The 13,325-nt window shown below is 61.3% G+C and carries 12 protein-coding genes; 5 read left to right on the top strand and 7 right to left on the bottom strand.

What is annotated here, in order from left to right; translation table 11 throughout:
* The first annotated feature begins 11 nt into the window (after window positions 1-11).
* Entirely contained in the window at window positions 12-1,355 is a 1,344-nt protein-coding gene (gene pabB, locus B0E42_RS28435; RefSeq protein ID WP_018600242.1) for an aminodeoxychorismate synthase component I, read from the top strand.
* A gap of 148 nt (window positions 1,356-1,503) precedes the next feature.
* Here pabB and thrH read toward each other — a convergent pair whose 3' ends face one another.
* Window positions 1,504-2,121, bottom strand: coding sequence for a bifunctional phosphoserine phosphatase/homoserine phosphotransferase ThrH (thrH, locus tag B0E42_RS28430; protein WP_018600240.1), 618 nt, complete (start codon window positions 2,119-2,121; stop codon window positions 1,504-1,506).
* A 174-nt stretch (window positions 2,122-2,295) separates the two neighbouring features.
* On the opposite strand from thrH, the gene B0E42_RS28425 reads away from it, so the two are divergent.
* From B0E42_RS28425 to B0E42_RS28415, 3 genes are all read left to right on the top strand, one after another.
* Window positions 2,296-3,039, top strand: coding sequence for a phosphoadenylyl-sulfate reductase (locus B0E42_RS28425; protein WP_024616589.1), 744 nt, complete (start codon window positions 2,296-2,298; stop codon window positions 3,037-3,039).
* A 452-nt stretch (window positions 3,040-3,491) separates the two neighbouring features.
* Window positions 3,492-5,021 carry an NCS1 family nucleobase:cation symporter-1 gene (locus B0E42_RS28420; RefSeq protein ID WP_077508654.1) on the top strand — a complete coding sequence of 510 codons (1,530 nt, stop codon included), beginning with the start codon at window positions 3,492-3,494 and terminating at the stop codon, window positions 5,019-5,021.
* 60 nt (window positions 5,022-5,081) lie between these two features.
* Window positions 5,082-5,810 carry an aspartate/glutamate racemase family protein gene (locus B0E42_RS28415; protein WP_018600232.1) on the top strand — a complete coding sequence of 243 codons (729 nt, stop codon included), beginning with the start codon at window positions 5,082-5,084 and terminating at the stop codon, window positions 5,808-5,810.
* A gap of 147 nt (window positions 5,811-5,957) precedes the next feature.
* Here the strand turns inward: B0E42_RS28415 and B0E42_RS28410 are convergent, their stop codons facing one another.
* A complete protein-coding gene (locus B0E42_RS28410) occupies window positions 5,958-6,881 on the bottom strand; it encodes a LysR family transcriptional regulator (protein WP_053180795.1) in 924 nt (307 codons plus the stop codon).
* A 125-nt stretch (window positions 6,882-7,006) separates the two neighbouring features.
* Here B0E42_RS28410 and B0E42_RS28405 point away from each other — a divergent pair, with 125 nt between their 5' ends.
* Window positions 7,007-7,753 carry a 3-oxoacyl-ACP reductase family protein gene (locus tag B0E42_RS28405; protein ID WP_077508652.1) on the top strand — a complete coding sequence of 249 codons (747 nt, stop codon included), beginning with the start codon at window positions 7,007-7,009 and terminating at the stop codon, window positions 7,751-7,753.
* A 69-nt stretch (window positions 7,754-7,822) separates the two neighbouring features.
* On the opposite strand, the gene B0E42_RS28400 is transcribed toward B0E42_RS28405, so the two are convergent.
* The 5 genes from B0E42_RS28400 to B0E42_RS28375 all read right to left on the bottom strand — a co-directional run bounded on the left by B0E42_RS28400 (window position 7,823) and on the right by B0E42_RS28375 (window position 13,215).
* Entirely contained in the window at window positions 7,823-8,518 is a 696-nt protein-coding gene (locus tag B0E42_RS28400; protein WP_014339428.1) for an HAD-IA family hydrolase, read from the bottom strand.
* A gap of 388 nt (window positions 8,519-8,906) precedes the next feature.
* Window positions 8,907-9,116 carry a hypothetical protein gene (locus B0E42_RS28395; RefSeq protein WP_033062320.1) on the bottom strand — a complete coding sequence of 70 codons (210 nt, stop codon included), beginning with the start codon at window positions 9,114-9,116 and terminating at the stop codon, window positions 8,907-8,909.
* 744 nt (window positions 9,117-9,860) lie between these two features.
* Window positions 9,861-10,271, bottom strand: a complete 411-nt coding sequence (locus B0E42_RS28385; protein WP_014339430.1) for a glycine zipper domain-containing protein — start codon at window positions 10,269-10,271, stop codon at window positions 9,861-9,863.
* A gap of 412 nt (window positions 10,272-10,683) precedes the next feature.
* Entirely contained in the window at window positions 10,684-10,935 is a 252-nt protein-coding gene (locus tag B0E42_RS28380; protein WP_233903657.1) for a hypothetical protein, read from the bottom strand.
* Window positions 10,936-11,025: 90 nt separating this feature from the next.
* Complete coding sequence (locus B0E42_RS28375) at window positions 11,026-13,215, bottom strand: response regulator (protein WP_077508648.1); 2,190 nt, start codon at window positions 13,213-13,215, stop codon at window positions 11,026-11,028.
* Between the last annotated feature and the right edge of the window lie 110 nt (window positions 13,216-13,325).

Raw genomic sequence — 13,325 nt, 5'->3', positions numbered from 1 at the left:
CTGCCCCGCCCATGCCAACCTGCTCCGTACACCCGCTGCCCTACCGCGCCAACCCTGCCGAGTATTTCGCGGCGATCCGTCATGCCCCTGGCAGCGTGCTGCTCGACAGTGGCCGGCCGAGTGCCGAGCGCGGGCGTTACGACCTGCTCAGCGCCTGGCCGCTGGCGCAACTGGCGGTGTTGCCGGACGAGAGCGGCAGCGACTTCCTGCAACGCCTGCGCATTCAACTGACACAACTGGGCGACGCGGTACTGCCGGCCACGGTGCAATTGCCCTTTGCCGGAGGGCTGATCGGCTACTTGAGCTACGACTTCGGCCGACACCTCGAAACCCTGCCGTCCCACGCCAAGGACGACCTGCAACTGCCCGACGCGCGTTTTGGTGTGTACGACTGGGCGCTGGTCAGCGATCACCAGGCCGGCACCAGCCAACTGGTGTTCCACCCCCATTGTGGCGAAGGCGAACGCCAGCGCCTGATCGCGCTGTTCAGCCAGCCAACCCCGGCCCCCGCTCCCCCGTTCAGCCTTAACGGACCGATGGCGCCAGACCTCGGCGCCGAAGCCTATCGACAGGCCTTCGAGCGTATCCAGGCGTATATCCAGGCGGGTGACTGCTACCAGGTCAACTTTGCCCAGCGCTTTCGCGCGTCCTGCCAGGGCGATGCCTGGGCCGCTTACCAAGCGCTGCGGGCGGCGTGCCCAACACCATTTTCCGGCTTCCAGAGCTTGCCCGATGGCGGCGCGGTGCTGAGCCTGTCCCCCGAGCGCTTCGTCAAGGTCAGCGAAGGCCAGGTGGAAACCCGGCCGATCAAGGGCACCCGGCCCCGCGGCACAACACCCGGCGAAGACGCGGCCCACGCCGCCGAGTTGCTGGCCAGCCCCAAGGACCGGGCGGAAAACCTGATGATTGTCGACCTGTTGCGCAACGACCTGGGCCGCACCTGCCGCATCGGCTCGGTGCGGGTGCCGGAGCTGTTCAGCCTGGAAAGCTACCCGAACGTGCATCACCTGGTCAGCAGCGTGACCGGCGAGTTGGCTGTGGATAAAGACGCCCTCGACCTGATCGCTGGTAGTTTTCCCGGCGGCTCGATCACCGGCGCGCCGAAAATCCGCGCCATGCAAATCATCGACGAACTCGAACCAACCCGACGCGGCCTGTATTGCGGCTCGTTGCTGTACCTGGACGTGCGCGGGGAAATGGACAGCTCCATCGCCATCCGCAGTTTGCTGGTCAAGGATGGGCAGGTGTGCTGCTGGGGCGGCGGCGGGATTGTCGCGGACTCGGACTGGGAGGCCGAGTATCAGGAGTCGATTACCAAGGTGAAGGTGTTGCTGGAAACCTTGCAGAACCTCTAAAGCATCGCGGGCAAGCCTTGCTCCCACAGGCTGGTGTGGTGCCACCTGTGGGAGCAAGGCTTGCCCGCGATGAGGGTGTGTCAGTCAACATTACTGCCGGCTGGGCCATCGCTTTCGCGAGCAAGCCCGCTCCCACAGGGGGTTGGGTTTACAAACTGAGATTGCGGTTCGAAGCCTTGAGGAATTCCTGCTTCAACTCGGCAAAGCTGTGCACCGCCGGGAACTGCGGGAATTCACGGATCACGTTCTCCGGCGCATGGAACAGAATCCCGGCGTCGGCTTCGCCCAGCATCGTGGTGTCGTTGTAGGAATCCCCCGCCGCAATCACCCGGTAGTACAGGCTCTTGAACGCCAGGACCGACTGGCGCTTGGGATCTTTCTGACGCAACTGGTAACCCGTCACCCGTCCAGCGTCATCGGTAATCAGCCGATGGCAGAGCAACGTCGGGAAGCCCAACTGGCGCATCAACGGCTGGGAAAATTCGTAGAACGTGTCGGACAGAATCACCACCTGGAAGCGCTCACGCAACCAGTCGACAAATTCGATGGCGCCGTCCAGCGGCTTGAGGGTGGCGATGACTTCCTGGATGTCGGAAAGCTTGAGGCCGTGTTCATCAAGGATGCGCAACCGTTGCTTCATCAGCACGTCGTAGTCGGGAATGTCCCGAGTGGTTGCCCTGAGGGCGTCAATCCCGGTTTTTTCAGCGAAGGCGATCCAGATCTCCGGGACCAGTACACCTTCCAGGTCGAGACAGGCAATTTCCACAAGACACTCCCATTTTTTCTGATGTTTATTGGTTGAGCGAACAAAAGGCTTGCCGACTCTAGCCATTCGTCGAAGCCTGCGCAACGCACAGGAACGCGCCAGCCCCGACAGCTTTTGTTACCATCAGCCCTATATAGAGCGCCCAGCGCCACCGACCTGTAGGAAACCGCCCTGATGAGCCCATCGTTTGACGTCGTGGAACTCGCCACGACCTATGCCAACAAGTCCCCGCAGGACATCCTCAAACTGGCCTTCGCCGAATTCGGCGACGAGCTTTGGATATCTTTCAGCGGCGCCGAAGACGTGGTGCTGGTGGACATGGCCTGGAAGCTGAACAAGAACGTCAAGGTGTTCAGCCTCGACACCGGCCGCCTGCACCCGGAAACCTATCGTTTCATCGACCAGGTGCGCGAGCACTACAAGATCGACATCGAGCTGGTTTCGCCGGACCACACGAAACTTGAACCCTTCGTGAAGGAAAAAGGCTTGTTCAGCTTCTACAAGGACGGTCACGGCGAGTGCTGCGGCATCCGCAAGATCGAACCATTGCGGCGCAAACTGACCGATGTCCGCGCCTGGGCCACCGGCCAGCGCCGCGACCAGAGCCCCGGCACCCGCAGCCAGGTGGCGGTGTTGGAAATCGACACGGCGTTTTCCACCCCGGAGCGCACCCTGTACAAGTTCAACCCTCTGTCGCAGATGACCAGCGAAGAAGTCTGGGGTTACATCCGCATGCTGGAGCTGCCTTACAACAGCCTGCATGAACGCGGTTTCATCAGCATCGGCTGCGAGCCCTGCACCCGCCCGGTGCTGCCAAACCAGCACGAGCGCGAAGGCCGTTGGTGGTGGGAAGAAGCCACGCAGAAAGAATGCGGGCTGCACGCCGGGAACATCATCGCCAAATCCAAGACCGTCTAAGCGTCCGCCGCACCCTGTACACAAAAATGTCACTACAAGTGGCATTTTTGTGTGCACTTATTACGTTACTGCCCCCAAAGGTGACACACACCTTCCCGCCTCGCCTGCCCTTCTAACCTCCCTGGCGTTCGCCAAAATATAAATACCTGTTTAAACGGTCAGTTTTAAATCACGGTATTTCAGCTAGTTACTCAAATATCATAACGAAACGAAATTAGCGCTTCTTCGGATAGATCTGTAAGTGGCATAGATTTGGCTTTAGTCGACACGTGCTTTGTATACAACTTATATAAAACATACACACACTTTAGATCCGCAAGCCTGAAGCGCCCTATCCCGTACAGGCTGCAGATGCCCCGTAATCAATGATGCTCGCCCGCCGCGACGAAGATTTGTCGAGCCCCGCGCTCATGCACAGTCATCGCTGCGCCGAGAATCAGGAGCCTGCCGGAATGCGTACAAGTCTCTCCAATAACATCGCGCTGGATCTGCCCTCCACCACCACGGCCCTCGACGACAAGACTGCCGCGTCCCTGGCCCTGAGCCCGAGGCTGCACAACAAGGACCTGGCGCCGACCAAGGCCGAAGGTCGACGCTGGGGTCGCTACAGTATCTTTGCCCTGTGGACCAACGACGTGCACAACATCGCCAACTATTCCTTCGCCATCGGCCTCTATGCCCTGGGCCTGGGTGGCTGGCAGATCTTGCTGTCCCTGGGGATAGGCGCGGCGCTGGTGTATGGCTTCATGAACCTGTCCGGCTACATGGGCCAGAAAACCGGGGTGCCGTTCCCGGTGATCAGCCGGATCAGCTTCGGGATCCATGGCGCGCAGATTCCGGCCTTGATCAGGGCGGTCATCGCCATTGCCTGGTTCGGTATCCAGACCTACCTGGCGTCGGTGGTGTTCCGGGTGTTGCTGGTGGCGATCCACCCGGGCTTCGCCGACTACGACCACGACTCGATCCTCGGCCTGTCGAGCCTGGGCTGGGTGTGTTTCGTGGCAATCTGGTTCGTGCAACTGGTAATCCTGGCCTACGGCATGGAGATGGTGCGCCGTTATGAAGGCTTTGCCGGCCCGGTGATCCTGGTAACCGTCGCGGCCCTGGCCGGTTGGATGTACACCCAGGCCGACGCCACCATTGCCTGGTCGATCCGCGAACCGCTGACCGGTGGCGAGATGTGGCGCAATATCTTTGCCGGTGGCGCGCTGTGGCTGTCGATCTACGGCACCTTGATTCTCAATTTCTGCGACTTCGCCCGCTCCTCGCCGTGCCGCCGAACCATCGTTGTCGGCAATTTCTGGGGCCTGCCGGTGAACATCCTGGTGTTTGCCGGGATTACCATTCTGCTCTGCGGTGCGCAGTTCCAGATCAATGGGCAAATCATTGAAAGCCCGACCCAGGTGATTGCCTCGATCCCCAACACCTTCTTCCTCGTATTGGGCTGCCTGGCCTTCCTGATCGTCACCGTGGCGGTGAACATCATGGCCAACTTCGTCGCCCCGGCCTTTGTGCTCAGCAACCTGGCGCCCAAGTACCTGACCTTCCGCCGCGCCGGGTTGATCAGCGCCGCCATTGCCGTGCTGATCCTGCCGTGGAACCTCTACAACAGCCCGCTGGTGATCGTGTATTTCCTGTCCGGCCTCGGCGCCCTCCTCGGGCCGCTGTACGGCGTGATCATGGTCGACTACTGGCTGCTGCGAAAAGGCCGCATCAACGTGCCGCAACTGTACAGCGAGGACCCAAACGGTGCGTATTTCTACAGCAACGGGGTCAACCTGCGCGCCGTGGCGGCGTTCATTCCGGCGGCGCTGATCGCGATCATCCTGGCGCTGGTGCCTGGTTTTGACAGCGTTTCACCGTTCTCCTGGTTGATTGGCGCTTCGATTGCAGGGCTGCTGTACCTGATCATCGCCAAGCGCCAGCCGTATTACGAGGACGTCAGCGGCGAATCCATCGCTGTGGATAACGTCAATCATTGATCGCTCAAACGGCCCGCCAGGTTCGGGCCGCTTACTTTTATGTGTTAAGGAGGACAGCTCATGCGAATTCTTGTGGTCAACGTCAACACCACCGAATCCATCACCCAGGCCATCGCCCGCCAGGCCCAGGCCGTCGCCGCGCCGGGCACCGAGATCGTCGGGCTCACGCCGCATTTCGGTGCCGACTCCATCGAGGGCAATTTTGAAAGCTACCTGGCGGCTATCGCGGTGATGGACCGAGTGATGTCCTACGACCAGCCGTTCGACGCGGTGATCCAGGCCGGCTATGGCGAACACGGTCGTGAAGGCCTGCAGGAACTGCTCAACGTGCCGGTGGTGGACATCACCGACGCCGGCGCCAGCACCGCCATGTTCCTCGGCCACGCTTATTCGGTGGTCACCACCCTGGACCGCACCGTGCCGCTGATCGAAGACCGGCTCAAGCTGTCCGGCCTGTTCGACCGCTGCGCCTCGGTACGGGCCAGCGGCCTGGCGGTGCTGGAACTGGAGCAGGATCCGCAACGGGCGGTTGAAGCCATCGTGCAGCAGGCCGAACTGGCAGTGAGCCAGGACAAGGCCGAAGTGATTTGCCTGGGTTGCGGCGGCATGGCCGGGCTCGACGAGCAGATCCGCCAGCGCACCGGCGTGCCGGTGGTCGATGGCGTGACGGCGGCGGTGACCATTGCCGAAGCGCTGGTGCGACTGGGGTTGTCGACGTCGAAAGTGCGCACCTACGCGACGCCTCGGCCCAAGACCATCATTGGCTGGCCGGGGCGGTTTGGGCGGTGAGTTCACGGCTTGAGACCGAGGTGTCCCCAATCGCGAGCAGGCTCGCTCCCACAGGGTTGGTTGTGTTCACAAAACTGCTGATCACCACCCATCAACTGTGGGAGCGAGCCTGCTCGCGATTGGGGCCAACGCGGTCCGAAGCCAAGCTCAAACCGCACTAAACCGCCGCGCCAACCCCTGCTCGGCAAACTGTTCGATGATGAAATCCACAAACGCCCGGGTCTTGCCCGGCAACAGCTTGTGTTCGGCGTAATAGATGGAGATGTTGCCATCGTCGACATACCAGTCCGGCAGCACCCGCTGCAGTGCCCCGCTTTCCAGGAAGGGAACGGCGATCGGCATGCTCACCAGGCCGATGCCAAGCCCTTGGGCGGCGGCCGCGCAGTCGGCTTCCGAATCGCTCATGGTCATGCGCGTCTTGAGCGTCAGCGGGCTGTGCTCCCGATTGCGGCTGGTCAGTTGCCAGGAACGCACCCGCCCGGTTTGTGGGGAACGAATCAGGATGCCCTGGTGCTGTGCCAGATCTTCCGGTTCCGTCACCGCGGCATGGGTTTGCAGGTACTCGGTTGAGGCAACCAGCACGCGATGAGCCACCGTCAATTTGCGCGCCACCACCCCCTGGGGCAGCTCGAAACCGCCGCCGATGGCGGCATCGAAGCCCTGGCCGATCAGGTCCACCTGGCGGTTATCGAAATGCCAGTCCGGGTTGATCGCCGGATAACGTCGCAGAAATTCCCCCAGCAACGGCACGACATACAATCGACCGAACGCCGTGCCCATGCTCACCTTCAGCGTCCCCGCCGGTTGCCCGCCGGCGCTGGCCAGGTTGGCGACGGCGTTCTGGATGGTGTTGAAGCTGCTGCCGACTTCCCTCAAGAACAACTGTCCGGCTTCGGTCAACCTCAGGCTGCGGGTGCTGCGCTGAAACAGGCGTACGCCCATTCGCGCCTCCAGCTTGGCGACGCTTTTACCCACCGCGGCCGGGGTCACGCTCAAACGTCGCGCCGCCTCGGCAAAGCTGCCGACTTCGGCGCTACGCACGAAGCATTCGATACTGTTGAAGGTCTCCATGAGCCCCACTCTAAACTTTTGGTTTAGACAGACTATAGCAATGACGGTCTACACAGCCCACCGCACCTTCTTGATACTCGCTCCATCACCGCGGCATCTCGCCCCGGCACTTTTTGGAGATCATCATGAGTAACCCAGCACTGAGCGGTAAAGTCGCCTTGATCCAGGGCGGTTCTCGCGGCATCGGCGCCGCCATCGTCAAACGCCTGGCAGCAGAAGGCGCCGCCGTGGCCTTCACCTACGTCAGCTCTGGCGCAAAATCTGAAGAACTGCAGAACAGCATCACCGCAGCAGGCGGCAAGGCCCTGGCGATCAAGGCGGACAGCGCCGACGCCGAGGCCATCCGTAACGCCGTCGCGGCCACCGTCGAGGCTTTTGGCCGGTTGGACATCCTGGTCAACAATGCGGGCGTACTGGCGATGGGGCCGCTGGATGAATTCAAACTCGAAGATTTCGACCGGACCCTGGCCGTCAACGTGCGCAGCGTGTTCATCGCCACCCAGGCGGCAGCACGGCACATGGGCGAAGGGGGTCGGGTCATCAACATCGGCAGCACCAACGCCGACCGCATGCCCTTCGCCGGCGGCGGGCCTTACGCCATGAGCAAGGCCGCACTGGTGGGCCTGACCAAGGGCCTGGCCCGTGACCTCGGCCCGCGCGGCATCACCGTCAACAACGTGCAGCCCGGCCCGGTGGACACCGACATGAACCCGGCCGACAGCGACTTCGCCTCCAGCCTGCTGTCGCTGATGGCTGTCGGGCGCTACGGCAACGTCGATGAAATCGCCAGCTTCGTCGCTTACCTGGCAGGGCCGGAAGCCGGTTACATCACCGGTGCCAGCCTGACCATCGACGGTGGTTTCGGCGCCTGATCCAGGCATGAAAAAACGCCGGTCATGGCTTAAACCATGACCGGCGTTTTGCTGCGTAGCGCGACAGTGTCAGGCCCACTCCAACTCCGGCAAACCGCAAAGGCTCGGCTGGAACATTTTCAAGGAGCGGATGATCCCGTCGGCGTGGGCGTATTTTTCATCCGCCATGGCCGAATCCGGAATGGCAATGGCGGTCATGCCGGCGGCTTTCGCGGCGGTTACGCCGAACGGGGAATCCTCGAACACCAGGCAGTCGCGCGGCTCGACACCCAGGCGCCGGGCAGCGGTGAGGAAGATATCCGGCGCCGGTTTCGCCGCACCGACTTCAGGGTCATCCGCCGTCACGATGAAGTCGAACAGCGCGAACCAGTCCCGGTGCAAAGTGGTTTTCAGTGCGAAGGTCGGGCTCGACGAACTGGTGCCCACCGCAATCGGAACGTTGTGGGCTTTCAAATGCCGCACCAGCTCCTCGGCACCGGGCATCCCCAGGGCATGAGGAAAGCGCTCGCGCATCAAGGGCTCGCGGATGACCAGGAACTCTTCGGGGGTGATCGGCAATTCCAGCGCCTGGACGACGTAATTGGCCAGGTCCGTGGCCCCGCGCCCTATGATGTTCTGCTTGACGCTCCAATCGAACGTGCGCCCGTAGCGCTCGGCGATGATGGACGTGACCTCGGTGTAGATCCCCTCGGTATCCAGCAACAGCCCATCCATGTCGAAAATCACAGCCTTGATCGGGCCAAACTCTTTCAGCGGTGCATTCATCGCATCTGATCCGTTATCAACACAACATTCCAGGGATGGCTCAGGTGCGGCCAGGGCAGCGTGTTCGCCTTAAAGGATTCAGCAGGATAACGAAGGGGGCTTGGAGCCGGCAATGGGAAATCCATGGACGGGGTCCGTGACGAGGGAGCTTGCTCCCGCTGGGTTGCGCAGCAGCCCCACGATCTTACGGTCGCTGCGCAACCGAGCGGGAGCAAGCTCCCTCGCCACAAAGCGGATTGGGGTTGGATGAGAGCGCAGCGGTTATTGACCCGAGTTGCCACCGCTGTCGCTGGTAGCGGCACCGGAATTGGAGCCGGCCTCCATTTCTGTGGAGGGTGGCACGCGTGGCGGGACGATGGTGCCGCTGAATCGACAGGCGGGCCTGCGATCAGCTCGGCTTGCCGGAGGCATCGTCACCGGCGATGTCCGGGGTCGCTTCGATCTCCTCATCGTCGCTGGGTACCTGCTCGACGCCCGCATCGTCATCGGGTGGACGCTGGTCGCGGCTCAGGGAGTTGGTGGGCGAAGGCAGCGGGTATTCCGGGGTTTCATCCTCCTCGATCTCCTCCTCGATCAAGGGAACCTGGGCGTCATCCATCAGGGAACCGGGGTCTTCATTGCCTGGGTCATTGACGACAGGCGTGCCCGAGGAGTCGTTCTCGTCCTTGTCTTGCGTTTGCGGCGTCATGGTACACCTCGCAATTGTTGATGGATGTATGAGTTCGAAGCGGGGGGATGGCAATCGTTCCGGAGATTTTGATTTGCCGTTTTTTTGGGGGGTTAGGGTTTGAGTGTATATCCGTTTTTGTGGTAACGGCCGCTTATGGTTCCGCTCTTCCAGCGGCTCACTTTTGAGAAGCCCGGAAGCCGGCCCAGTCAAAAGTAAGCAAAACGCTTTTGCCCCACCACTCGGTGCCTCGCCTAGGCTCGGTGTGCCTGAACACAGGCATTGCTCCGTGGGCCACCGCGAGGCGGCCTGATAGCCGACCTGGTTCTCCCGGTCATACACCCATCACATCTGTGGGAGCAAAGCTTGCTCGCGATGGCGGTGGCTCAGTCACATGGATGTTGGGTTTGCTGGCCTCATCGCGAGCAAGCTTTGCTCCCACAGGTGATCTTGGGTGTTCATGAGTTCTGTGTTCACTGCGGCCCAATGTGGGAGCGAGCTTGCGCGCGATGGCGGTGGTGCGGTTGCATAGCGGCTGGAGCTGTCTGTTGCGCTTGCTTTGGGCATCAAAAGAAGCAAAAAAAAACGGCGCTTCCCATTTCTGAAAGAAGCACCGTTTTTTCCAAGCGAACAGCATCACGGCACAAGGCCGGGGCTATTCATCCAAGCATGGGCTTAGCGATGCTTTTTCTTGTGCTTGTGCTTCTTGCCACCGGAGTGGCCGTCGTTGTCATTGGACAGGTTGCTGCCCAACGCGCCGCCCGCCGCGCCGCCAATGCCTGCGCCGATGGTGGAACCGGTGGAGCCGCCCAGGCGGTTACCGACAATCGAACCACCGGCCGAACCCAAGCCACCGCCAATGGCCGCTTCGGTGCGGCTGCCCTTGCGAGCGCCCACCGCACTGCCGGCTGCGCCGCCGACACCCGCGCCAATCGCGGCGCCGGTGCTGCCGCCCATTTGCTGGCCGACCACGTTGCCCAATACACCGCCCAGACCACCGCCGACCGCGGCGGTACCGTCGCCGGCAGCCATCGCGCCCTGGGCAACCACCAACCCCAGTACCAAGGTGGACAAAGTCAAACGCATGATAGAAACCTCAAAAATGCCGCATCGGGGAGAAATGGCCGGTGCGCGCGGGCGCGAGTTTACGCCAGACAGCGTCAGCCATGATGGTTGGACAACGAAACGGCGGTTTATTTTATGACAGGCAAAAAAAAGCCCGCTGGGGAAACGGGCAGGTACTGCTTTCTAACGGATGAGCTGAGAGTACGTACCTGCTTGTGAAAGAAACGTGAAAGAAAATGCCAGTTGAGAAAAGATGAAAAATATTTACGCAAAAGCCGAAATCGCCCTGTAGGAGCTGCCGAAGGCTGCGATCTTTTGATCTTTCGCTTGAGACTCAATTTGTCTGGGGAAAGATCGCAGCCTCGTTGCACTCGACAGCTCCTACACAGCTCCTACACAACCCGGCGGGACAATCTCTGGCCATGATCCGCCGTCACTTTCTGACCGGGACCCTGGGCAAGAACTTGGCCTTCTCCCCTCGCTGTACTTTGGCCACCTTCGTCCTGATGGACTTGATCGGCTCGTCACCGAAGTCCGCATGATAGGCCGACTGGCCGCACTGCAACCCTTCATTGATCGGATACGCGGCAGTGTTCTCCTCGCTGTACGGTGCTCCCATTGCCTTTCCCCTTTCATCGAGGCCCATACCGGCAACAACCGGTTGCCTGACAATATCGACCTTCACGACAATGAGACTAGTCGGTCATCAACAGACTGTTGATTCAACAACGCCCTTGGCCGACGAATGGAACTCACTGTTTCAAAAAGGAAACACTCATTCAGCCCCCAGTATCGCCCGGTTTAGAACCCGGGAAACCTGATCGGCCGAATAGGGTTTGGACAGGAATTCAAAGCCTTCATGACCGCTGTGGGCCAACTCTTCGCTGTAACCAGAGGTCAGCACCACCGGCAAATCCGGGCGCCGCTGACGCAGTTCCCTGGCCAGGGCAATGCCGCTGATGCCGGGCATCACCACGTCAGAAAATATCGCGTCGAACGCCATCGCATCCGGGCCGACCATTTCCAGCGCTTCTTCGGCGTTGGTCGCCCAGGCGGTTTCGTAGCCCAGGTCCTGGAGGATCTGGTTGGCAAAACGCCCCACCTCCAGGTTGTCTTCCACGATCAACACCCGACGCTTGCCCTTTTCCGGCAGCAGATGGGGGTGTTCTTCCGGGACAGGCTCATGGTTTTTCTCGGGCGCCACCTCCGGCAGGTACAAGGTGAACACCGTGCCCTCGCCCACCACGGTCGAAACATCGACGTTGCCACCGGACTGCTTGGCAAAGCCAAACACCTGGGACAAGCCCAGCCCCGTGCCCTTGCCCACTTCCTTGGTGGTGAAAAAGGGTTCGAAGATGTGCTCGAGCACTGGCGAGTCAATACCGGTACCGGTGTCCGCCAGGGTAATGGCAGCAAAGGATTGCCCGGCCCCGGCATGACCACGGATCGGCGGCATGCCACCGCCGCAACTGAGCCGAAGCCACAGCGTGCCCTGGCCATTCATGGCATCCCGGGCATTGAGGGCCATGTTGATCAGCGCCGTCTCGAACTGGCTCAGATCCGCCCGGATGTAACAGGGCCGATCGCACAACTCGACGTGGACCTGGATCCGCGCCCCGGTGACGGTTTGCAGCATGTCCCCCAGGCTCTGCACTTGCTTGCCCACATCGATGACTTGCGGCTTCAACGGCTGGCGCCGGGCAAACGCGAGCAACTGGCTGGTCAACTTGGAGGCGCGCTCAACGGTTTCGGACACCGCCGTCATGTAGCGCTGCCGGCGCTCCTCGGACAGGCTGGGCATGCGCAGGAAGTCGACCGAAGAACGAATGATCGTCAGCAGATTGTTGAAGTCATGGGCCACACCGCCGGTGAGCTGGCCGATGGCTTCGAGCTTTTGCGATTGGCGCAGCGCCGCTTCGGTCTGTTTCAAACGCGTGGTGCGCTCCTCGACCCGTTCCTCCAGCGTCGCGTTCAATTCGGCCAGGGCCGCCAGGCCTTCGCGCACGGCAGCGTCGGCACGGGCGCGCTCGATGTGGGCCCAGGATCGCTCGGTGACCTCCATCAGCAGCGCCAGGTCGTAGGATGACCAGACCCGCGGCGTTTTATCGTGGATCGCCATCAACGCGGTCAATCGCCCGCCCTTGATCAACGGCACGCAGATAGTGGCCGCGATGCCAATGGCCTGGAACGTCGCCGCTTCCTCCGGCGCCAGTTCCTTGAGGTTATCGTTGATCACCAGCGGCTTGCCGGCCCGCAGGTTAGTGACCGCCAGTCGGCCAAAATCAGCCAGCCGATAATGCCCAAGGATATGTGGCGAACCTAGCCTGGCCCAATCGCCGCGAATGGTGAAGCCGTCCTCGTCTTCATCCATGTCCGCGTAGGCACAATTGGACAGGTTCAAGTGCGCCGCCAGGATCCGCGTGGTGGCTGCCATGATGCTCTGCGGGTCGGAGGCGTTCGCCACGGCATTGCCGATAGCATCGAGCACCGCCAGTCGCTGGGTCATGAACACCGTGGACGTGGTCTCGGTGACCGTATCCAGCATGCCCACCACCTTGCCGAACTGGTCACGGATGGGGCTGTAGCAGAACGTGAAATAAGCCTGCTCAGGACCGCCGCCGCGCTCGATGACCAGGGGGAAGTTCTCTATATAAGTCGCTTGCCCATCGAAGGCGCCCTGCACGATCGGCCCGATATCGCTCCAGACCTCCTGCCACACCTCATCGAACGGCCGCCCCAGCGCCTCGGGCTTGCTGCCGAGTATCTGCAGGAACGCGTCGTTGTACAGCGTGATCAGGTTCGGCCCCCATACGATGGCCTGGGGAAAATGCGAGGCGAGGCTCAGCGCCACGGTGGTCTTCAATACATCAGGCCAGTGGGCAAGCGGCCCGAGCGGCGTGTCCTCCCAAGGATGGCGGCGAACCCGCTCAGCCATTTCTCCATAGCTCTGGAGCCAATCTGTCATTGCGTTCGATCCTTCTGAGCCGCCAATACCAACGAGGGGGAAAAGCTTGTGACCCCAAGCAGGACCGTATTATCCCGTGTGGGGTGGGAATGCGCGATGGGATTGTGGGA

The sequence above is a fragment of the Pseudomonas sp. A25(2017) genome, assembly GCF_002001065.1.
Classification (GTDB): Bacteria; Pseudomonadota; Gammaproteobacteria; order Pseudomonadales; family Pseudomonadaceae; genus Aquipseudomonas; species Aquipseudomonas kilonensis.
The sequence above is the reverse complement of the archived record's forward strand: the minus strand, read 5'-3'. Positions and strand labels throughout refer to the sequence as shown.

Bases quoted from the DNA above. Each gene is read 5' to 3' on its own strand.
- pabB (WP_018600242.1), top strand. From the start codon at position 12: ATGCCAACCTGCTCCGTACACCCGCTGCCCTACCGCGCCAACCCTGCC.
- B0E42_RS28425 (WP_024616589.1), top strand. From the start codon at position 2,296: ATGAGCCCATCGTTTGACGTCGTGGAACTCGCCACGACCTATGCCAAC.
- B0E42_RS28420 (WP_077508654.1), top strand. From the start codon at position 3,492: ATGCGTACAAGTCTCTCCAATAACATCGCGCTGGATCTGCCCTCCACC.
- B0E42_RS28415 (WP_018600232.1), top strand. From the start codon at position 5,082: ATGCGAATTCTTGTGGTCAACGTCAACACCACCGAATCCATCACCCAG.
- B0E42_RS28410 (WP_053180795.1), bottom strand. From the start codon at position 6,881: ATGGAGACCTTCAACAGTATCGAATGCTTCGTGCGTAGCGCCGAAGTC.
- B0E42_RS28405 (WP_077508652.1), top strand. From the start codon at position 7,007: ATGAGTAACCCAGCACTGAGCGGTAAAGTCGCCTTGATCCAGGGCGGT.
- B0E42_RS28400 (WP_014339428.1), bottom strand. From the start codon at position 8,518: ATGAATGCACCGCTGAAAGAGTTTGGCCCGATCAAGGCTGTGATTTTC.
- B0E42_RS28395 (WP_033062320.1), bottom strand. From the start codon at position 9,116: ATGGATGACGCCCAGGTTCCCTTGATCGAGGAGGAGATCGAGGAGGAT.
- B0E42_RS28385 (WP_014339430.1), bottom strand. From the start codon at position 10,271: ATGCGTTTGACTTTGTCCACCTTGGTACTGGGGTTGGTGGTTGCCCAG.
- B0E42_RS28375 (WP_077508648.1), bottom strand. From the start codon at position 13,215: ATGACAGATTGGCTCCAGAGCTATGGAGAAATGGCTGAGCGGGTTCGC.